At 68.9% G+C, this 21,067-nt stretch carries 17 protein-coding genes; 9 read left to right on the top strand and 8 right to left on the bottom strand.

The window, feature by feature from the left end; all coding sequences use genetic code 11:
- Window positions 1-65: 65 nt before the first annotated feature.
- The 7 genes from EL266_RS09680 to EL266_RS09650 form a co-directional block, all read right to left on the bottom strand.
- Complete coding sequence (locus tag EL266_RS09680; RefSeq protein WP_026427455.1) at window positions 66-1,079, bottom strand: DMT family transporter; 1,014 nt, start codon at window positions 1,077-1,079, stop codon at window positions 66-68.
- A 210-nt stretch (window positions 1,080-1,289) separates the two neighbouring features.
- A complete protein-coding gene (locus tag EL266_RS09675; RefSeq protein ID WP_026427454.1) occupies window positions 1,290-2,063 on the bottom strand; it encodes a creatininase in 774 nt (257 codons plus the stop codon).
- Window positions 2,064-2,132: 69 nt separating this feature from the next.
- Entirely contained in the window at window positions 2,133-3,098 is a 966-nt protein-coding gene (locus EL266_RS09670) for a DMT family transporter (protein ID WP_232012006.1), read from the bottom strand.
- Between the two features lie 177 nt (window positions 3,099-3,275).
- Window positions 3,276-4,403, bottom strand: a complete 1,128-nt coding sequence (locus tag EL266_RS09665; protein WP_026427453.1) for a serine/threonine protein kinase — start codon at window positions 4,401-4,403, stop codon at window positions 3,276-3,278.
- A 222-nt stretch (window positions 4,404-4,625) separates the two neighbouring features.
- Window positions 4,626-5,537 carry a carbamate kinase gene (gene arcC / locus EL266_RS09660; protein WP_034515245.1) on the bottom strand — a complete coding sequence of 304 codons (912 nt, stop codon included), beginning with the start codon at window positions 5,535-5,537 and terminating at the stop codon, window positions 4,626-4,628.
- Window positions 5,538-5,540: 3 nt separating this feature from the next.
- The gene (argF, locus tag EL266_RS09655) at window positions 5,541-6,548 is read right to left on the bottom strand and encodes an ornithine carbamoyltransferase (RefSeq protein WP_026427452.1); all 1,008 of its coding nucleotides are present in this window, start codon (window positions 6,546-6,548) and stop codon (window positions 5,541-5,543) included.
- Window positions 6,549-6,630: 82 nt separating this feature from the next.
- A complete protein-coding gene (locus tag EL266_RS09650) occupies window positions 6,631-7,857 on the bottom strand; it encodes an arginine deiminase (RefSeq protein WP_026427451.1) in 1,227 nt (408 codons plus the stop codon).
- Window positions 7,858-8,234: 377 nt separating this feature from the next.
- Here EL266_RS09650 and EL266_RS09645 point away from each other — a divergent pair, with 377 nt between their 5' ends.
- From EL266_RS09645 to rpe, 4 genes are all read left to right on the top strand, one after another.
- Entirely contained in the window at window positions 8,235-8,957 is a 723-nt protein-coding gene (locus tag EL266_RS09645) for an HAD family hydrolase (RefSeq protein ID WP_331852920.1), read from the top strand.
- Between the two features lie 5 nt (window positions 8,958-8,962).
- Window positions 8,963-9,910, top strand: coding sequence for a methionyl-tRNA formyltransferase (gene fmt / locus EL266_RS09640; protein ID WP_026427449.1), 948 nt, complete (start codon window positions 8,963-8,965; stop codon window positions 9,908-9,910).
- Window positions 9,910-11,496, top strand: coding sequence for an RsmB/NOP family class I SAM-dependent RNA methyltransferase (locus tag EL266_RS09635; RefSeq protein WP_084500953.1), 1,587 nt, complete (start codon window positions 9,910-9,912; stop codon window positions 11,494-11,496). The genes fmt and EL266_RS09635 overlap by 1 nt, the downstream gene beginning before the upstream one ends.
- Window positions 11,497-11,645: 149 nt before the next feature.
- Window positions 11,646-12,308, top strand: coding sequence for a ribulose-phosphate 3-epimerase (gene rpe, locus EL266_RS09630; protein WP_026427447.1), 663 nt, complete (start codon window positions 11,646-11,648; stop codon window positions 12,306-12,308).
- 25 nt (window positions 12,309-12,333) lie between these two features.
- Here the strand turns inward: rpe and EL266_RS09625 are convergent, their stop codons facing one another.
- Window positions 12,334-13,401, bottom strand: a complete 1,068-nt coding sequence (locus EL266_RS09625) for a LacI family DNA-binding transcriptional regulator (RefSeq protein WP_051281326.1) — start codon at window positions 13,399-13,401, stop codon at window positions 12,334-12,336.
- A gap of 230 nt (window positions 13,402-13,631) precedes the next feature.
- Between EL266_RS09625 and EL266_RS09620 the strand changes: the two genes are divergently transcribed.
- The 5 genes from EL266_RS09620 (at window position 13,632) to EL266_RS09600 (ending at window position 21,031) form a co-directional block, all read left to right on the top strand.
- Window positions 13,632-15,626, top strand: coding sequence for a glycoside hydrolase family 31 protein (locus tag EL266_RS09620; RefSeq protein WP_026427446.1), 1,995 nt, complete (start codon window positions 13,632-13,634; stop codon window positions 15,624-15,626).
- A 63-nt stretch (window positions 15,627-15,689) separates the two neighbouring features.
- Entirely contained in the window at window positions 15,690-16,946 is a 1,257-nt protein-coding gene (locus EL266_RS09615) for an ABC transporter substrate-binding protein (RefSeq protein WP_126412311.1), read from the top strand.
- Window positions 16,943-17,854, top strand: coding sequence for a carbohydrate ABC transporter permease (locus tag EL266_RS09610; RefSeq protein ID WP_232012005.1), 912 nt, complete (start codon window positions 16,943-16,945; stop codon window positions 17,852-17,854). The genes EL266_RS09615 and EL266_RS09610 overlap by 4 nt, the downstream gene beginning before the upstream one ends.
- Entirely contained in the window at window positions 17,851-18,762 is a 912-nt protein-coding gene (locus tag EL266_RS09605; RefSeq protein WP_197719239.1) for a carbohydrate ABC transporter permease, read from the top strand. The genes EL266_RS09610 and EL266_RS09605 overlap by 4 nt, the downstream gene beginning before the upstream one ends.
- Window positions 18,763-19,207: 445 nt before the next feature.
- Window positions 19,208-21,031, top strand: a complete 1,824-nt coding sequence (locus tag EL266_RS09600) for an ATP-binding protein (protein WP_026427443.1) — start codon at window positions 19,208-19,210, stop codon at window positions 21,029-21,031.
- Window positions 21,032-21,067 lie beyond the last annotated feature (36 nt).

Genomic DNA, 21,067 nt, shown 5'->3' with positions numbered 1-21,067 from the left:
CTGTGACCATCATATCCGCAGGTCACAGACAGGCCAAGGACTTTCAGCCGTCATCCAGCCTTGGGTCAGCCGCGGCGCTTCATCATGTCCAGCACGATCGGGGCCAGACCGCCGCCGACGATGAGCAGGCCGCCGATCACCCCGACGGGCGTCAGGCTCTCACCCCACACGAGCAGGCCGCACAGGATCGCGACCGGGCACTCCCAGTAGGCGATGGTGGAGTACTCCACAGCAGGCAGGTTCCGCCCGGCCACGACGAGGAAGCCCAGGGCGAACAGCCCGCAGACGAGGAACAGGGCCACCGCCCACCTCCAGTTGTAGGCGGTGAAGGTCGACACGCCGTGCCAGGGGCTCAGGATGATGGACATGATGAGGGTGGCCACGGCCGCCCACAGGAAGTTCCACACACCGCGCACCACGGAGTCGATGTCCTTGCGGTAGCCGTAGAAGAACATGGCCAGGCCGTAGAAGACGCCGGACAGCAGGCCGAAGAGGTCACCGAGCGCCTTGTTGGGGTACTCCGTGGAGGTCGCTGACAGGTCCAGGCCGAAGACGAAGCCGCCGTTCTTGAAGTCGATGATGCCAATGGTCAGGAGCATGCCCACGAACACCAGGGAGAGGAAGACCGCCGCCAGGGCGGAGATGTGCTCCTTGCGGAAGATGCGGGCGAGGATCGCGCAGAACAGGGGGCCGGTGTAGATGAGGAAGACCGCGTTGGCGATCGAGGTCATAAGGGTGGAGGAGATGTAGAAGCCCAGGGACAGGCCGATGCACACTCCGCCCAGGATGACGGTCATGCTCAGCTTGGTGGAGCGGAACAGCCCGACCTTCTTGGTCAGCCACAGGATGAGCAGGAATCCAAGGCAGCCGGTGGTCATGCGGCCGAAGGCCAGGAAGGATCCGATGACGGACTTGTCGGCGTCGGCGAGCCCGGCGGTGGCGCCCCGGCTGATGGTGCCGACCAGGCCCATGCCGGTGGCGGACAGAAGCATGGCGATGGCGCCGAGCTTCTTGTTCATGACGTACTCGCCAGCCGTCGTTGGGGCCTTGGCGGCGGTCGTCGCGGTGGACTGGGACATTGTTGTTGAGGTTCTTTCGTGAGCGGATCGATGGGATTGATGACGCATGAGCGTCATCACGAGTGCTGGGATCCGGGCCGTCGGGCCCGGTCCCGTCAAGCTCGACCTGGCAGAGGCGGGCTGCGGCCCCCTCTGCCACCGGTCCGGAGGCTTGACACCTGGGGCCGTGCGACGGCATGCGTCATCGCACGGCCCCAGGGAGGCGTTGCTCTACATGCCGAATCTGCCGGTGATGGACTCGGCGATGCCGGAGACGATCGATTCGGCGAGGATGCGGCCCTTGTCCGCCGATGCCGCCAGCCCCGAGGACAGGCAGCCTGAGCTCGGAGTCAAGGAGGGGTCGACGGGCAGAAGGTCGTAGAGGGGAAGGTCGGCGGGTGGCAGATCCATGACGCGGTCCATCGCCACCTGCTCGGGGAAGTACTCGAGCATCAGGGAGGTCTCCATAACCCCTCCGTGCTCGACATCCCACCCGGGGAAGCCGTCGGGATAGAGCTGGGCGATGACCTCCTCGGTGACGAAGTCCCAGTAGGACAGGATCATGACCGATGGAGCGTCCTGGTCACCGATCTCGCGCAGTGCCAGATCCACTCCCTCGTAGATGAACTGGTAGTTCTCGTAGTGCCCGTTGACGAACACGATGCGCCGGGCGCCGTGCCTGGTCAGCTCCCTGACCAGGGTCTGGCAGATGCCGATCACCGTTGCCGCATCGAATCCGAAGGAGCCGATGAGGTGATTGCCGCCGCCCGAGCGCTGCTGCGACTTGTAGCCGGTGGTCACGGTGGGGCCCACCAGGGCGCCGATGCGCTCTGCGGCGAGCTCGGCCATGCGCGTGGACAGCAGCATGTCGACCCCCAGGGGCATGTGGGGGCCGTGCTGCTCGATGGCGCCCACGGGGATGAGGATCGGGGGCTGAGGCTGGGCGGCCAGTCGCTCCCGGTAGGTGAAGGCATCCAGTCTGGTGATATTGACGTCACTGCTCATGGGGTGTCCCACTCTCTCAATGTGCGAGTCTGCGTCGGAGTCAAGGTGTTGGTGAGGAGAAGTTAGGAATCAGGAGCCTGCGCTCACGGCAACCGGCTCCTCTTCGGCAACAGCGCCGGCCACGGGCTTCTTGGTGGAGAAGACGATCTGGGAGACGCCACCGATGATGATGAGCGCGCCGCCGATGGCCTGCATGAGGGCCAGGTGCTCGCTGAACAGCGCCATGCCCAGGATCGTGGCCATGATCGTCTCCTGATAGGAGATGGTCGCCAGCTCGCCGGCAAGAAGGATCTTGGAGGCCACGGTCAGGAAGAAGAACGCACCGAATCCGGTGATGACTGCCGCCACTGCCAGGACGATCCAGCCCCTGGTGGTCATCTCCGCCAGGCTGGGCCGCATGAAGGCCAGGATGATTCCCAGGGTGACGATCGCGAAGGTGAAGTTGAGGTAGGACCTGACATCGGAGTCGACATCAGTGCGGTAGCGGCTGAAGAAGAGGAACAGGCCGTAGGCCACGCCGGAGGCCAGGGCAACCATGTTGCCCACCATGTACTTCGGGTCCAGGTCCAGGCTGACGGTGAAGCCCTCGGCGGAGGTGTAGTTGATGATGCCGATGATGAGCAGGCATCCGACAACCACTGCGGCCAGGGAGAAGGCGGTGACCTTGGTGAAGGGCTCCTTGAGGAAGATGGTGGCCAGCACCGTGGAGTAGATGGGGCCGGTGTAGATGAGGAACGCCGCATTGGACAGCGTGGTCATCTGGGTGGACATCACGTAGAGACCGGAGAGCAGGCCCAGGAAGATGCCGCTGAGAAGGATCGCGGGAGTGATCTTGAGCCCCTTGAACTTGTGAAAGCGCCTGGCGGCGAGAAAGATCAAGGTCATTCCGATGAAGCCGGCAAAACTCCGGTTGAAGGAGATGAAGATCCCCGGCGCCTCGATGTAGCGCGCAAAGGCGCCGATTCCTCCCATGAGGCTTGAGGACAGGAACATGAAGCCGAATCCCTTGAGCTTTTCACGACCTGAAGTGTCCAACGTCCGCTCCTTTGCGGGTTTGCACCGTGGCGGTGCCGTAGTTGTCTATGTGGATAACGTGGTGGTGATTGAGGCTGATGGTGTAGGAGGTGGGTGGGAGGGGCACTGCGCGGTGCCGGTGGTGCCGGGGGCGGCGGCCTGTCGACAGGCCGCCGCCCCCGGGTGAGTGTCACCGGATCAGACGAGCGTGGGGTCGTCGACCTGGTTCGGGAAGTAGTCCTCGCAGGTGCCCTCGCGGTAGACGTCCGCCGTGGCGCAGTGGAGACCACCGCCGAAGGCGTAGGCGTCGCGGAAGGGAACCGGGATGACGTTCATGCCCAGCTTGTCCATCTGCTCCATCTGGTGGACCTCGCTGGCCTCGACACACACGGTCTTGTGGTCGATGACCAGGCAGTTCATGGACAGCCACACCGAGGAGTAGCACAGCGGCGGCGGGGTGTCGTGGGCCGGCTGAGCCGCGTCGACGATCTGCCAGTCGTTGGCCTCGAAGATCTTGCGCTGCTCCTCGGGCAGACGACGGTGCGGGTTGTTGATGATCAGGCCCGGCCGCAGCGGCACGAAGGTCGCGTCGATGTGGATCGGGTAGGGGTCACCGGGGAAGTTCACAGCGTGCACCCGCAGGTCGGGGTAGTAGCGCTTGAACCACTCCATCGCCGTCCTGTTCGTGGTCAGGCCGTGCTGGATGAACAGGTCCTTGCCCACGCGCATGACGTCGGCGGCGTCCCACATGGGCTCGAACTCGGTGGTGACGAAGTCCTTGGCGGCCGTGCGCTCGAGACGCTCCTCCAGGGAGATCTTCTCGTCGTAGTAGTTGTGCTTGTAGGACTTGTCGGTCAGGCGAGGACGGGGGGCCTGGGTCCACAGGAACTCCGGGTCCTCGTCGAAGTACTGCTTCATGAGCGGCCAGTAGGCCAGGTACTCGAAGTAGCGGCAGCGGAAGGAGTTGGCCGAGGAGATGATCTCCTTGCCGATGGTGAGCAGGATGTCACGCGGGGGCATCTGGGTGAAGCCGGACTCGGTACGGAAGTCGGGCGTCGTGATGGCCTGGTTCCACTGCAGCGGGGTGGGCCGGTCAACCTTGATGCCCAGACCCTCGAGGATCTTGGCGTAGTTGTCCAGCTGCTCGTTGGCGGCCTCGACCGTGGCGGTGGGGCGGGGGCCCCACATTCCGCGCATCTCGGAGTCGATCGGCACCTTCTCAGAGGTGGCGGGCTCCTCGGGAGGGATGACGGAGAAGTCAGCGCGTCCGACGATGACGTGCTTGAGCGGGTCGAAGTCGTTCCACGAGTTGACGATCGTCGTCATGAGTGAGTCACTCCTTTGTGATGGTTGTTTACTGCTGATGGTTGTGCTTCGTTGAGTGGGACCGAGCTGCGCGATGCAGGGGTGCAGCGGCGCGGTCCCATGCGTACCGGTGTGAAACCACCTCCTTGAGGCCCGATACATTCTTGCAGGTCAAGGCCTGTTCGGGAAGCGAGCCTCAGGCATGTCGCGCCTGATGCCGCCTCTGGCGAACAGGGTTGGTGATCAGCCTCCGAGAGTGACGATGGTCCCGCCGGTGCCCTCCAGGATGGTCGAGGCATCCTCCAGGCGCCCGATGGCGGCGGTGCCTCCGGCGAGCTCCACGAAGCGGCACACCGCGTCGACCTTCGGCCCCATGGAGCCGCTGGGCAGGCCCATGTCGCGCAGCTCGGCGGGGGTGGCCTGCGGGATCCGGCGCTGGTTCTCAGTGCCGAAGCCCTCGTAGACGCCGTCGACATCGGTGAGGATGAGCAGCGCGTCGGCATCCAGCGCCTCGGCCAGGACCGCGGCTGACAGGTCCTTGTCGATGACGGCCTCGATGCCCTCGAGCTTGCCCTCGCTGTTGCGCACCACCGGCACGCCGCCGCCACCGGAGCAGATGACCACGGCACCGGCGTCGACCAGGGTGCGGATCATCCTGGTCTCGATGATCCTCTGGGGCTGGGGGGAGCCGACCACGCGGCGGTAGTGCTCGCCGTCGGCCTTGACCGTCCACCCCCGCTCCTCGGCCAGGCGCTCGGCCTCCTCCTTGGAGTAGACCTCGCCGACGAACTTCGTCGGGTTGGCGAAGGCAGGATCGCTGCCCAGGACCAGGGTCTGGTTGACCATGGCCGCGACATGCTTGCCGGGCAGCTCGTTCTGCAGGGCCTGCAGCAGCCAGTACCCGATCATGCCCTGGGTCTCGGCGCCCAGGGTGTCGAAGGGGTAGGGCTCGCTGAGACGCTCGTCATTGGCCGACTCCAGCGCCAGGACCCCGACCTGGGGGCCATTGCCGTGGGTGAGGATGAGCTCGTGCTCCTGAGCGAGCTTGGCAAGCTCCGTGGCGGCCACCTGAACATTGTGAATCTGCGTGCGGGCGTCAGGCTTGTCCCCGCGGCGCAGGAGGGCATTGCCCCCGAGAGCAACAACGATTCGCACGGCTCAGTCCCACTCTCCCAGCGTGGCCACCATGACGGCCTTGATGGTGTGCATGCGGTTCTCAGCCTGGTCGAAGGCGACGTTGTGCTCGGACTCGAACACGTCGTCGGTGACCTCCAGGCCGTCCATACCGGTCTTGGCGAAGATGTCCTCGCCCACGGTGGTGTTGCGGTCGTGGAAGGCGGGCAGGCAGTGAAGGAACTTCACGTCCGGGTTGCCGGTGGCCTTCACCAGCTCGCCGTTGACCTGGTAGGGGCGCAGCAGGGCGATGCGCTCGTCCCAGACCTCCTTGGGCTCGCCCATGGAGACCCACACGTCGGTGTAGAGGAAGTCCACCCCGGCCACGCCGGCGGCCACGTCGTCGGTCACCAGGATCTTGGCGCCGGAGTCCTTGGCCAGGCGCTCGGCCTCCTTGACCACCTCGGGCGGGGTCTGGAGCTCGGAGGGAGCCACCATGCGCACGTCCATGCCCATGAGGGCGCCGGCGATGAGCAGGGAGTTGGCCACATTGTTGCGGGCGTCGCCCAGGTAGGCGAAGCTGATCTCCTCGATCGGCTTGCCGGAGTGCTCCAGCATCGTCAGCTGGTCGGCCAGCATCTGGGTGGGGTGCCAGTCATCGGTCAGGCCGTTCCACACCGGCACGCCGGAGAGCTCGGCGAGCTGCTCGACGTGCTCCTGCTTGGAGCCGCGGAACTCGATGCCGTCGTAGAAGCGACCCAGGACTCGGGCCGTGTCAGCCACGGACTCCTTGTGGCCCATCTGACTGCCGGAGGGGTCCAGGTAGGTGACCTGGGCGCCCTGGTCGTAGGCGGCGACCTCGAAGGAGCAGCGGGTGCGGGTCGAGGTCTTCTCGAAGATCAGGGCGATGTTCTTGCCGGTCAGGCGCTTGACCTCGCGCCCGGCCTTCTTGTCCGCCTTGAGCTGGGCCGAGAGCTCGAGCAGGCTGCCCCACTCCTCCTTGGAGAAGTCGAGCTCCTTGAGGAAGCTCCTGTTGTGCAGGGGATGGGTCATCGTGGCACTCCTTGATGTGGATAGATGTGACAGGGATTGACAGAAGGTGGGAGATGCGCGCCCCGGCGGCCGAGCGCCGGGATCAGGCGTCGACCGGCTCGCGCAGGGTCGGGCAGCTCATGCAGTGCGGGCCGCCGCGGCCGCGGCCGAGCTCGGCGCCGGGAACGGCCAGCACCTCGATGCCGTGGTCGGTGAGGAACTGGTTGGTGTTGACGTTGCGGTCGTAGGTGAGGATGACGCCGGGGGCGATGGCCAGGGTGTTGGAGCCGTCGTTCCACTGCTCGCGGGCGGCGGCGCGGGAGTCCTGGGGGGTGACGAGCACGCGGAGCTTGTCGATGCCCAGGGCCTTGGCGATCACGGAGTACATCTCCTCGGGGGCGTTGCGGGTGATCTCGATCCCCTCTGCGTCCCCGGGGCGCAGCGTCAGAGTGGGAAGGGTGCCCAGGTCGCCGTAGACGGTGAAGGTGCCCTTATCGACCATGGTCATCACGGTGTCGAGGTGCATCTGGGCGCGGTTCTTGCTCATCTCGACGGCGATGATCTGGGAGACCTGGCCGCCCTTGAACAGCCGGGAGGCCAGGCGCTCGATGCCCTGGGCGGTGGTGCGCTCCGAGACGCCCACGAGCACGGCGCCGTTGCCGATGATCTGGACGTCGCCGCCCTCGACCGTGGCGGGCCCCGCGGCCAGGCCCTCGGACCACAGCGGGACGTCCGAGCCGGCGAACAGCGGGTGCCAGCGGTAGATGGCCTCGTAGTGGATGGTCTCGCGCTGGCGGGCCTCCATCATCATCGAGTTGATGGACACGCCCCCGTAGATCCAGCAGGAGGTGTCCCGGGTGAACAGGTGGTTGGGCAGCGGGGTCAGCAGGAGGTCGTCGTCCTCCATGGTGGACAGGACCAGGGAGTCCGCGCCGGTCGTGCGCTCGAGGAGCTCCGCCTTGGTGATACCGGCGATGAGCAGCTCGGCGAGCTCGGGCTCGGGGAGGGACTCGGCCAGGGCGCGCACGGTCTGGGCAGCGCGCGGACCGCAGGTGTTCTCGTTGAAGACATAGTCCAGGATGTAGGACTTGGCCTCGGCGACCTGGAGGGTCTGGGCCAAAAGCTCCTGGAGGTAGAGGACCTCGGCGCCTCTGTCGCGCAGGATCTGGGCGAAGCGGTCGTGCTCCTCCTGGGCCTTCTCGAGCCACAGGATGTCATCGAAGAGCAGGTGGTCCTTGTTCTGCGGGGTCAGCCGGAGCATCTCCTTGCCGGGGCGGTGGATGATGACCTGCTTCAACTTCCCGATTTCGGAATCCACGGAGAAACCCATGACTCCCTCTCTGACACTGCGTTGTGTCGTCGCATTGAAGAATGGTGTGATCGATTGCGCGGCTCCTGGTGGACCAGCGGCCGCGCCTGGTACATCCGTACCGGAGTGGTACGAGCGTACCAGACCTCACCGGCAAAGAGAAGCCCAGGTGAGGGGCAGTTTGCGGCATCCTCCAGCCAGTTCATCTGACCATTGAGACCTTGGTCCCTGGTCGGGGTCGTTCGGTGCCTGCCGTATCTCCCGGCCGCGCTCCGGGCCGGCTGAGCTCGCGGGAGCGCCTTGTCGCAGATCTCCAAAGCGCATCGTCAGGCGATGACCGGCTAACGGCTCCGGCCGGCTCATGGTGATGCACCACACTCTGCGCAACAATGACGAGCATGAGCCACCCGAACCCCTCCCGTACTGCTCGCACTGCTCGCGCTGCTCGCACTATGGCCGACGCCACGGCCCGCGGCGCGGCGCCCGCGCCATCACAGCCCATCGAGGCCGTCATCCTCGACTACGGCAACGTCCTCTACACCTGGGAGGCGACCGCCGCGATCGCGGGCCGCGTCCCCCTGGAGACGTGGGAGGAGTTCGTCACCGGGGCGGACTTCAGCCAGTGGAACGTCATGTCTGACGCCGGAACTCCCTTTGAGGAGGTGGTGGCCGCACTGATGGCCCGCCACCCGCAGCGCCCCGACTGGGCGGAGCTGCTGCGCACCTATCGGCGGAACTTCGCCCACTCCCTGACAGGACCCGTCCCCGGAACCGCCGACGTGATCGACGATCTGCTCGCCGCCGGCATCCCGCTGTACTGCCTGACCAACTTCGACGCCCCCACCTTTGACGGCGCGGACGGGCTCGTGCCCCAGCTCGCGCGCTTCAAGGGCGTGGTGGTCTCGGGCCGGGAGCACCTGGTCAAGCCCGATCCCGCGATCTTCGACCTCCTCATCACCCGCTACGGGCTGAGCGCGGAGCGCACCCTGTTCGTCGATGACACCCCGGCCAACATCGCCACGGCGCAGGCCCTGGGCCTGCGCACCCATCTGTTCACCGGCGCCGGTCGTCTGCGGGCCGAGCTGACATCCCTGGGCCTGCTGGAACCGCTCGTAGACTGACCCTCATGCGCCTTCTCTTCGCCGGGACCCCAGAGGTCGCCCTGCCCACCCTGACCGCGCTCATGGAATCCCAGCACGAGGTGGTCGGCGTCCTGACCCGGGCCGACTCCCGCCGGGGCCGGGGCCGGGGCCTGAGCGCCTCACCCGTGGCTGCCGCCGCCAGGCGGGCGGGACTCGATGTGCGCACCCCGGACACGCTCAAGGACCCCCAGGTGGGGGAGTGGATCACCCGGGCGCAGGCCGATGCGGCCGTCGTCGTCGCCTATGGGCGACTGGTGCCGGCCGAGCTGCTGAGCGTCCCCGGGCACGGCTGGCTCAACCTCCACTTCTCCCTGCTCCCCGCATGGCGGGGAGCAGCCCCCGTGCAGCGGGCCATCATCGCCGGGGAGGAGATCACCGGGGCATGCGTCTTCAGGCTGGAGGAGGGCCTGGACACGGGCCCCGTTGTGGCCAGGCTGACCGAGACCATCGGCTCGCGCGACACCAGCGGCGACCTCCTGGACCGTCTGTCCACCTCAGGCGCTCAGCTCGTTCTCCACGCCCTGGACCGGGTGGCGGCCGGGGCAAGGCCCGAGCCCCAGGACGACTCCCTGGCCACGCTGGCCCCCATGCTCAGCGCTGCCGACGGCCAGGTCCGCTGGAGCGATCCCGCCCAGGCCATCGACCGGCGCATCCGGGGCGTGACCCCCGCCCCTGGAGCCCACACCACATGGGCGGGCAAGCGCTTGCGACTGGGGCCGGTCGAGCCCCTCCCCGAGATCACCGACCTGCTGCCCGGCCTGATCCGGGCGCTCAAGCACGAGGTTCACGTGGGCACCGGGGGCTGCGCAGTGCGCCTGGGGCGGGTCGCCCCCGCGGGACGCTCCTGGATGGAGGCCGCTGACTGGGCCCGCGGCGCCCAGCTCAGCGCCGGTGCGCTTCTCGGCGATCCCGCTGGCGGGAGCCGGGGCTGATGGCGAGGGCTTCGCGGCGGGGCCAGGGCCGGGAGCGCGGCCGCCACGAGCGCGGGCACGCAGGCGCACAGCGTCGCGGCCAGGGCCGGGAGCGCGGTCGCCAGGACGACCGGGCACGGCGCTCCAAGAGCCCGGCAGGCCGGGACCGGGGGAGCGCGGCGACCACCGGCAGGGCTGGACATGGGAAGGATCCGGCGCGCCAGGTGGCCCTGGACGCCCTGACAGCGGTGAGCAGGGACGGGGCCTATGCCAATCTCGTCCTTCCCCCACTGCTGGACGCCGGCGGCCTGGAGCGTCGCGATGCGGCGCTGGCCACCGCCCTGACCTATGGCACCCTCAGGCTCCAGGGCCGCTATGACGCCATCATCGCCGTCTGCGTGGATCGGCCTCTGGAGAGGATCGATGCCGTGGTCCTGGACCTGCTGCGCCTGGGCGCCCACCAGCTGCTGGGCATGCGCGTCCCCAGCCATGCGGCCGTGTCCGCCACCGTGGACCTGGCCACCACGGCGGCAGGGCGCGGAGCCGCGACCTTCGTCAACGCCGTGCTGCGCCGTATCGCGGGCAGGACGCTCCAGGCCTGGATCGCCGAACTGCGCGAGAGCGCGGGGGATGAGACCCAGGCCCTGGCCTGGGTGGAGTCCCACCCGGTCTGGGTCGTCAAGGCCCTGCGCCAGGCGCTCATCGCCAACGGGCGGCCCGACGAGGAGCTCGGGGCGCTGCTTGCCGCCGACAATGAGGATCCCCAGGTCGTCCTGTGCGCCCGCCCCGGCCTCATCGCCCCCGAGCACCTGGCGCGCCAGGCCGCGGCGGCCTGCGGGCACGAGCCCCGGCTGGGCGACATCAGCCCGGTGTCCGTGCTGCTGGGCGGGGGCGACCCGGGTCGCATCGGCGCCGTGCGCGACTCGCGAGCGGCCGTCGAGGACGAGGGCAGCCAGCTCGTGGCCCTCATGCTCGCCCAGGAGCGCCTTGAGGGTCGTGATGAGCGCTGGCTGGATATGTGCGCCGGCCCCGGGGGCAAGGCGGCGCTCCTGGCCTCCGTGGCCGCGCAGCGCGGCGCCCGCGTGGTGGCCAATGAGATCGCCCCGCATCGCGCGGATCTGGTGCGTGGCGCGTTGCGGGCCATTGCCTCGGGGGTGGCCGAGGTGCGCTGCCATGATGGCCGCCGCTACGGGCATGAGGAGCCGGGGCACTATGACCGGATCCTGGTGGACGCCCCCTGCTCGGGGCTGGGCTCGCTGCGCCGCAGGCCCGAGGCCCGGTGGCGCCGAAGCCAGGCGGATGTCGCAGAGCTGGCCGATCTTCAGCGCGAGCTGCTCGCCAGCGCGATGGCGGCCGTGCGCGTCGGGGGCGTCGTGGCCTACGTGACCTGCTCGCCCCATGTGCTGGAGACCAGTCTGGCGGTGCGCGATGCGCTGCGTCGGCTCGAGCGCGGCGGCATCGGGGTCGAGGTCCTGCACGCCGGCGATGCCGCCACGCGCATCGCTCCTCGGCCCCCGGCCGGGGCCGAGGCCCAGATGCTGCAGCTGTGGCCCCACACCGATTCCACGGACGCCATGTTCTGCGCCCTGCTGCGGCGGACCTCCTGACCGTTGCCCGGCCTCCATCCGGTCGTCGCAGTCGGTCCGCGATCTCCGCGATCACGTCTCGATCCGGCGCGCCCGGGGCATGCCGGCGCGCCCCAGGGGCACAATGGGGGGACTGCCGCGCGGCAGCGCATGACCCATCAGGAGCCGCCATGCCCTCTCCAGCGATCCACCCCTCCATTCTCAACTGCGATATCTCTCGGTTGGGCGAGGAGCTCGCGCGGATCTCAACGGCCGACGGCGTGCACGTCGATGTCATGGACAACCACTTCGTGCCCAATCTGTCCTGGGGTCTGCCGGTCGTCGAGGCGGTGCTGGGAGCCACGGGCCTGCCGGTGGACGCCCATCTCATGATCGAGGACGCCGACCGCTGGGCACCTGCCTATGCCGAGGCCGGCTGCCACACCGTCACCGCTCACGCCGAGGCCACCACCGCTCCGGTGCGCCTGGCCGGTGAGCTGCACCGCCTGGGTGCCAGGGCGGGCATCGCCCTGCGCCCGGCCACGCCCCTGGAGGCCGTGGCCGATGTGCTGGGTGAGCTCGACATGCTGCTCATCATGACCGTCGAGCCGGGCTTCGGCGGACAGTCCTTCATCGAGGCCATGCTCCCCAAGATCCAACGCGCGCGCCGGCTGGTGTCACGCGGCGGTCTGGACCTGCGCATCCAGGTCGATGGGGGAGTGTCCGCCCAGACCATTGAGCGCGCCGCGGAGGCCGGCGCCGATGTCTTCGTGGCCGGCTCCGCGGTCTATCGGGCCGACGACGCCCTGGCCGCCATCACCGAGCTGCGCGAGCTGGCCACGGCGCACTGCTGAGGCGGGCGAGTGGGGCGGACCAGGCTCAGGCGCTGGGCTCGGCAGAGCGCCGCGGGGAGCCCAGCCGGCTCGCAGCGGGGGAGTCCCGGGTGATGAGGGTGTTGCCGCGCTGCAGCGCCACGGGCAGGAGGATCGGCTCAGTCCCCTGGGCCTCATCGTCCTCCACGTGGGCGATGAGCAGGTCGACCGCCTGCTCGGCCAGCGCCTCATTGCCCATCTCGAAACGCGCCGGCTCGTAGGGCGAGTGGGCGTGCGCGCCGCGCCATGCCGAGGCCAGCAGGGAGATCTCCTGGCCGGGCCTCAGGCCCTGGCGCTCCAGGGCGTTGGCCCAGTCATCGGCGTCGATCAGAGGACCCAGGATGATCGCCTCGCCCGCCTGGGGGCGCATGGCGGCCACGGCGCTCAGGGCGCCGGACAGTCCGGGCTGCGCTGAGTGCACGGCCAGGCCCACCTCGACGCTGCGCGCCTGCTGGCAGGCGCCCTGAGCGAAGCGGCGCAGGAAGCCCAGGGCGCGCACGGACTCATCGGCGCTGCCAACCAGGTGCAGGTGCCCGTGCCCGCGCGCCACCAGCTCGGCCACGGCCTGGCGCCCCGCGGCCTCGTAGTCCGCGTCGATGGCGATCGCCCCGGGATGGCCGGGCAGGCCGATGAAAACGGCGGGCGTCGTAGCGGCGGTCACCTCGCGGGCGCGCGGATCGTCGTCGATCACCTCCATGATGAGCAGGCCATCGCACAGCCCGGTGGAGACGACCCGCCGCACGCCGGCCACGCCCTCATCGGTGGTCAGGGTCAGCAGGTCGTAGCCGTGCATGCGCGCCCGGCGCGCCAGGGCGATGATGAGCTCATGCTGCGCCGCGGCGTCGGCACCGGCCCGATAGGGGACCATGGCGCCGATCACCCGGGCGCGCCGGGACCGCAGGGCCCGGGCGCTGGCATCGGGACTGTAGCCGAGCTCCTCCATGGCCTCGAGCACGCGCTGCCGGGTGCGATCGGAGACCGGGCGGCGCCCGCTCATGACGTAGGAGACAGTGGTCTGCGAGACGCCCGCCAGGGATGCCACATCGCGGCTCGTGGCCTTGCGTCCCGAGTCCATCGTCGTTCTCCCTCCCCGTGCGGATGACTCACACAGCCCAACCACGCCGCTCAGAGGCACTGATCAGGGTTTGTTCAGCGCCTTGACAGGTGCGGTGCATGCTGCCTAGCCTACGTCCATTCCGCGCACAAGCATCGGCGCTTGAGTCGCGGCACAGGACGCATACGTATGCGCAGTGGAGCGCATGCACCGTCCTCACGGCTGACAACGGAAAGGCTGGCGAAGAGGCCATGATCGAGTGCACCCAGGGTGAGCACCACGTCGAACTGCGGTACCGGCACGATGTCATCAGGATCGAGTCCTGGGGCCGTGACGCGATCCGGGTGCGCGCGGGGCGCCACCGCATCGCCGAGGAGGACCACGGGGCCCTGGGGACTCCGCCGCTGCGCGAGGCCATGACCCTCGACGCCCTCCCCGAGGGCACCGAGGCCACCATCGGCCTGGGGGCCATCAGCGTGCGCGCCGTGCTCGACCCCGGCTCGGGCAACCCCCGCCTCATGCTCAGCTTCCTGCGCGATGGCCGTGAGATTCTGACCGAGGCCGCGGAGCACTTCTGGTGGCCGGGACCGCGCTCCATCTCCAGGGGCCCCGATGGCTCCCAGATCCGACAGTCCTTCGTCTCCGACCCCTCCGAGCGCCTCTACGGCCTGGGCCAGCACAGTCACGGGCGCCTCGACCTCAAAGGGCTGGTGGTCGACCTCATCCAGCGCAACGGCGAGGTGAGCATCCCCTTCCTCCTGTCCAGCCGCGGCTACGGCCTGCTGTGGAACAACCCCGCCGTGGGCAGGGTCGAGCTCGCCGCGGACCGCACCCGCTGGACCGGCCACGGCACCGAGCAGATCGACTACTGGCTCTGCCTGGCCCCGACCCCGGCCGGCATCCTGGGCTCCTACGCCGACGCCGTCGGCCACGCTCCGCAGCTGCCCGAATGGGCCACGGGGTTCTGGCAGTCCCGCCTGCGCTACACCAGCCAGGAGGAGATCCTCCAGGTGGCCCGCCGCTACCGCGATGAGGGTCTGCCCCTGTCGGTGATCGTCACCGACTTCCTCCACTGGCCCGCCATGGGCGACTACTGCTTCGACCCCGAGGAGTACCCCGACCCCGATGGGATGCTCCGCGAGCTCGAGGCCATGGGCACCAGGCTCATGGTCTCGGTGTGGCCCACGGTCTCGCCCCACTCGCGCAACGTTGAGGAGATGCGCGCCAAGGGCCTGCTCGTGGCCACCGAGGCCGGAGTGGAGTACCACCAGGAGTTCAAGGACAAGGGCATGGACCGGCCCCTGCCGGTCAGCTTCTACGACCCGACCAACCCCGCGGCCCGCTCCTACCTGTGGCAGCGCATCGTCGAGGGGTACTACGACCTGGGCGTGCGGCTGTGGTGGCTCGACGCCTGCGAGCCCGAGCTCAGCCCCGGCCACCCCGGCAACCTCAGCTTCTACTCCGGCCAGGGCCTGGCGGTGTCCAACACCTATCCGCGCGAGCACGCCCGCGCCTTCTGGGAGGGCATGACGGACAGGGGCGAGCGGCACACCGTGCTGCTGTGCCGCTCGGCCTGGGCAGGCTCCGCCCGCTACGGCGTCGCCGTGTGGTCGGGGGACATCGCCCCGACCTGGCAGGCGCTGCGCGCCCAGATCCCCGCCGGCATGAGCATCGGCATCGCCGGCATCCCCTGGTGGACCTCGGACATCGGCGGCTTCCATGGGGGAGACCCCGCCGACCCGGACTACCAGGAGCTGTTCATCCGCTGGTTCGAGTTCGGGACCTTCTGCCCCCTGTTCCGACTCCACGGCCATCGCGAGCCCCGCGAGGCCGTGGGCGCCGTCAGCCCCGGCGGCCCCAATGAGATCTGGTCCTACGGACCCCAGGCCCACCGGATCGCCGCCGATCACATCCGGATGCGCGAGCGCCTGCGCCCCTACATCGACTCCGTCATGGATCAGGCCTCTGCCACAGGCCTGCCCGCCATGCGGGCGCTGCTCGTGGACTTCCCCCAGGACCCGCGCTGCTGGAGCGTCGAGGACCAGTTCCTCCTGGGGCCGGACCTCCTGGTCTGCCCCATCACCGAGCCCGGTGCCCGTCAGCGCCAGATCTACCTGCCCGACGGCGCCCAGTGGCGGGACCCCGTCGACGGCGCCGTCTACGACGGCGGGACCACCATCACCCTCCCGGCGCCCCTGGAGCGCATCCCGGTGCTCATCCGCCAGGGCTCGGAGCTGGAGATCTAAGACCTCGCCCCTTGGGGCGTCGCACGCACGCATGCACACACGTTTCGCAAAGGAGAGAACACCATGAGTGCAGCATCATCGATCCGCATGACCCGCCGCAGCGCGCTGATCACCCTGGCCGGTGCCGCGAGCGCCGTCGGGGCTGTCTCCCTGACGGCCTGCGGGGGCGGCCAGAGCGGGGGCGGGCAGGCCAAGGGCGCTGTGGAGATGTGGGACTACCTGGGCCAGGGGGTCTCCCACACCGCCATGGAGGCCGTGGTGGCGGCCTTCCACAAGGCCAACCCCGACATCACCATCACCCGCAAGTCCTTCGCCTACGGCGACCTGGCCACCTCCATCATCCAGGGAGGAGTCGGCGGCGAGGTCCCGGACATCGCCGTGGTCGACGTCGTGGACAACCAGAACTTCGCCGCACTGGGCCTGCTCAAGGATCTGACCGAGACCCAGGGCAAGAAGTCCAGCGAGTTCCACGAGGGCCCCTGGACCTCCACCCAGATGGACGGCAAGACCTACGGACTGCCGCTGAACTCCAACAACCTGGGGCTCTACTACAACAAGACCCTGCTGGAGGCCGCCGGCAAGAAGGCGCCCACCACCTGGGAGGAGCTGACCGACGTCGCCAAGGCCACCACCCAGGGCGATGTCACGGGCCTGGCCATCTCCGCGGTGAAGAACGAGCAGGGGACCTTCCAGGTCCTGCCCTTCGTCTGGCAGACCGGTGGGGACCTCGACACCTACGAGACCTCGGGAGCCGAGGCCCTGACGTACCTGAAGTCCCTCATCGACTCCGGGGCCATGTCCGCGGCCGTGACCAACTACAGCCAGGAGGACGCCCGCACCCAGTTCGCCGCCGGGAAGGCGGCCATGATGATGAACGGCCCCTGGGAGCTGGCCAACCTCTCCGACGTCGACTTCGAGTGGGCGGTGGCGCCCCTGCCCAGCGGCAAGCGCGCGGCCACCGGGCTCGGCGGGGAGAACGCCGTGGTCATGGCCCAGGGCAAGAACCCCGAGGGCGCGGAGAAGTTCGCCGCCTTCCTCACCAGCGCCGAGGGCGCCAAGATCTACTGCGACGCCTCCGGCCAGCTCTCGGCCCGCCCGGACCTGGCGGGCAAGCTCTCGGGCGCCAAGGACGCCAATATGCAGGTCTTCGAGAAGCAGCTGGAGGTCGCCCGCGCACGGGCCTACGGCAAGGACTACGCCAAGGTCTCCGAGGCGGTCCAGCAGTCCATCCAGCAGGCCCTGACCGGCGCGGCCAGCCCGCAGGACGCCGCCAAGACCGCGGCGTCCACCATCGCCCCGCTGCTGGACGGCGCCAAGTGACCAGGCCAACCGCGGCATCGGCGGCGGGGGCCATGCGCACCCGCCGCCTCGGCCTGGTGCTCTCCGCGCCGGCCATCGCCTACATCACCGTCTTCCTCCTGGCACCCCTGGTCTACAACCTGTGGATCTCAGCCAGTGACGCGGGAGGCGCCAGACTCATCTCGGGGGAGTTCTCCTTCAACAGCATGGCGAACTACCGCCATGTGCTGACCGACCCCGATTTCTGGAACGGGCTGCGGCTGTCGGCCATCTTCACCGTCTCGTGCCTGAGCCTTCAGTTCATCCTCGGCTACGCCCTGGCGCTGCTGTTCCGCCGCCCCTTCCCGGGCAACGGGGTCATCCGCGCCCTGCTGCTGGTGGGCTGGATCCTTCCCCCCGTGGTGACCGGGACGGTCTTCCGCTGGATCTTCGACTCCGACTACGGCGTGCTCAACCACGCGCTTGTCTCCGCCGGGATCATCGAGACCCCGGTGCTGTGGCTGACCGGGCCCACCACGGCGATGGTGGCCGTGGTGGTGGCCAACCTGTGGGTGGGCATCCCCTTCAACATGCTCCTGCTCCTGTCGGGCCTTCACACCATCGACGACAGCCTCTACGAGGCTGCCCAGGTCGACGGAGCCGGCCGCTGGCGCTGCTTCACCTCCATCACCATGCCCCTGATGATCCCGGTCATCGTCTCGGTGCTCCTGCTGGGGGTCATCAACACCTACAAGGTCTTCGACCTCATCTACACCATGACCAGCGGGGGACCCGTCAACGCCACCACGACCCTGCCGATCTACACCTATCTGGAGACCTTCAAGGTCTTCGAGTTCGGAAACGGTGCGGCGGCCTCCACCCTGACCATGGTGCTGCCGCTGGCACTGTCATGGTTCTACGTCCGCAGTCTCAGGCAGGAGGATCGATGAGCACGACTGTGACCCGCGACGCCCGCGACGCCCGCGATACCGGCGCCTCGCGCCACGGCGCCCTGTCGGCGGCTGAGCGCCGCAGGAGACGGGCATCCCTGGCCGCCTCCGCCCTGGCCTGGGCCATCGCCATCGTCTACCTCTTCCCGGTCTACTGGATGGTGGTGACATCCCTCAAGGGCAGGGCGGAGACCTTCGCCCAGCCTCCCCATCTGTGGCCCCATGCCCCGACCCTGGACGCCTACCGGGCGGCGCTGTCGGCGACCTACGGAGTGGCCCCGGCACTGGTCAACTCCCTCATCATCGCCACGGGCACGCTCGCGCTCACGCTGCTCATCGCGGTGCCCGCCTCCTACGCCGTGGCCCGATTCCGCACCGGGGTGACGACGGCGATGATGGTGATGCTCACGGTGGTCCAGCTCCTGCCGGCCATCGCCATCTCCATCCCGATGTTCGTCATGTTCCGTCAGGCAGGGCTGGTCAACACCCATCTGTCGATCATCCTGGCCGATGTCTCGGCCACCCTGCCCTTCGCGGTCATCCTGCTGCGGCCCTACTTCAAGCAGTTCCCGGTGGAGGTCGAGGAGGCCGCTCGCCTGGACGGGCTGGGATCCATCGGCACGATCGTGCGGATCGTCATCCCCACCATCCGTCCTGGGATCATCATGATCTCCTCCTTCGCCTTCCTCATGGCCTGGGGCGAGTTCACCTATGCCCTGACGCTGTCCACCGATCAGTCCATCCAGCCCTTGACGGTGGCCCTCAACCGCCTCATCGGCCAGTACGGCACCAACTGGAACGATCTCATGGCCGTGGCCACCGTCATCGCCGCGCCGGTGCTCGTGGTCTTCATCGCGCTGCAGCGCTACATCGTGGCGGGCCTGGCCGGAGGAGCCACCAAGGGCTGAGTCAGGGCGCGATACCAGCCGCATCTCGTCGATTGTGGTCAAGGACACAGGGAGGTGGTGCTGGTGGGATTCATGTGGCGTGAGGGTGCAAAGGGGAAGGTGGGGCGATCCGCTCCGCTGGATTGTGGGAAACCTCAAAGCCGGCGCGAATGGTACCCCCACCTTTCCCGTGCGCCCGTTATGACGCGGCTTTCCCAGCCTCTCGGCCGTTAGGCCAAGGCAATCGGCTGTCTTTGTGAGGTTTCCACAAATTGCTCCCTCGTGCCGAGCCCGTAACCTCACCACTGGCGGCTCCCGACGTTCCGGCCCATGCTGGGGCAGACAGGGCGGCCACGACCCGCAAGGACATGCGGCGCACTCATCGGATGCACGGCCCGGATTGAGAGGAATCCACCGTCGTCGCCGGGAGCGCCGCCACAGGCACCACAGGCTAAGGAGACACTCGGTGACCTTCTCCCGCATCCTCATCGCCAACCGCGGTGAGATCGCACTGCGCGTCCTGCGCACCGTCCGCGACCTCGGGGCGACCTCCATCCTTCCCTACACTCCCGAGGACCTCATGAGCCCGGCCGCCGAGCTCGCCGATGAGGCTCACGCCCTTCCCGAGGGCTCGTCGTACACCGACGCCCAGGCCATCCTCGCCCTGGCCCGCTCCACCGGCGCCCAGGCCATCCATCCCGGCTACGGCTTCCTGTCCGAGAGCGCCGAGTTCGCCCAGGCCGTCATCGAGGCCGGCATCACCTGGGTGGGCCCCTCGCCCTCGGCCATGGAGGCCCTGGGGGACAAGATGAGCGCCCGGCGCACGGCCGAGAGCGCCGGGGTCGACCCGGTCCCCGGCATCACCGAGCCGATCACCGAGGTGGAGACCATCACCGCCTTCGCCGCCCGGTACGGCTACCCCGTGGCCCTCAAGCGCACCGATGGCGGCGGTGGTCGTGGCATCACCGTTCTGGCCAGTGACGAGGAGGCCGCCTCCACCCCGGCGCTGGCCTCTGCCGCGGCCGGCAGCGGAACTCTCATCCTGGAGCGGTTCGTGACCCGAGCGCGGCACATCGAGACCCAGTGCGCCCGCGACGCCCACGGCGGCTTCGCCGTCATCAGCTCGCGCGACTGCACCCTGCAGCGCCGCAACCAGAAGCTCCTGGAGGAGGCTCCCGCCCCCTTCCTGCCCGAGGGCCTGCACGAGCGCCTCGTCGAGGCCTCCCGCCGCCTGATGGAGGCCGTGGGCTACGTGGGCGTGGCCACCTGCGAGTTCCTCCTGACCCCGGCCGGAGACCTGTGGTTCCTCGAGGTCAACCCCCGCCTGCAGGTCGAGCACTGCGTCTCCGAGGAGGTCACCGGCCTCGACCTGGTCGCCCTCCAGCTCCGCCTGGCCGAGGGCGGGCGCATCGGCCAGATCGACCCGGTGCGCGGCCACTCCATCGAGCTGCGCATCACCTGCGAGGACCCCGGTCGCGGACTGGCTCCGGCCACCGGCACCATCACCCGCCTGCGCTGGCCCGCCGGTCCCGGTGTCCGCATCGAGTCCGGCGTCACCGAGGGCGACGTCGTCACCCCCATGTTCGACCCCATGCTCGCCAAGATCGTCATCACCGGGGCCGACCGAGACCAGGCCCTGGCCCGCGCCCGCCGCGCCCTGGCGGAGACCATCGTCGAGGGCGTGACCGTGTGCACCGGCCTGCACTCCGAGGTCCTGACCCGGCCCGCATTCACCCAGGCCGATGAGCAGAGCGGCCTGGGCGTGTCCACGCGCTGGATCGAGGAGGAGGTCCTGCCCGACCTGGCCCAGGAGGCGCCCGCCGCCGATGACCAGGGTGAGCAGGCCCCAGCCGAGCAGTCCCCGCGCACCCGCTCCAGCTATGTCATCGAGCTCAACGGCCGACGCATGCAGCTGACCCTGCCCGACGGCATCCTGGCGCCCTCCAACCCCGGGCGCGGCTTCACCTCGCGCTCGCGCCGCATGCAGCCCCTGCGGGGCCGGGCGAGCTCCGGGCGGACCCGCACCGGGGCCGATAGCGGCATGACCGAGCCCGGCGTGATCGCCGCGCCCATGCAGGCCATCGTCACCCGGATCTGCGTCGAGCCCGGCCAGCAGGTCTGCGAGGGCGACCTGCTGGTGGTCCTGGAATCGATGAAGATGGAGAACTACGTCCACGCCCCCCATGACGGCCAGGTCGGCGAGATCCCCGTCTCGGCAGGTCGCACCGTCTCGGCAGGGGACGTCCTGGTCCGCCTGTCCACCCCCGAGCCCACCCCCCAGGAGGCCTGAGCCGTGACCACCAGCGCCATTCCCACGCCCTCCCAG

This window comes from Actinomyces slackii, from assembly GCF_900637295.1.
Classification (GTDB): domain Bacteria; phylum Actinomycetota; class Actinomycetes; order Actinomycetales; family Actinomycetaceae; genus Actinomyces; species Actinomyces slackii.
Note: the sequence above shows the minus strand (reverse complement) of the source record. Positions and strands in the feature narration are given on the sequence as shown.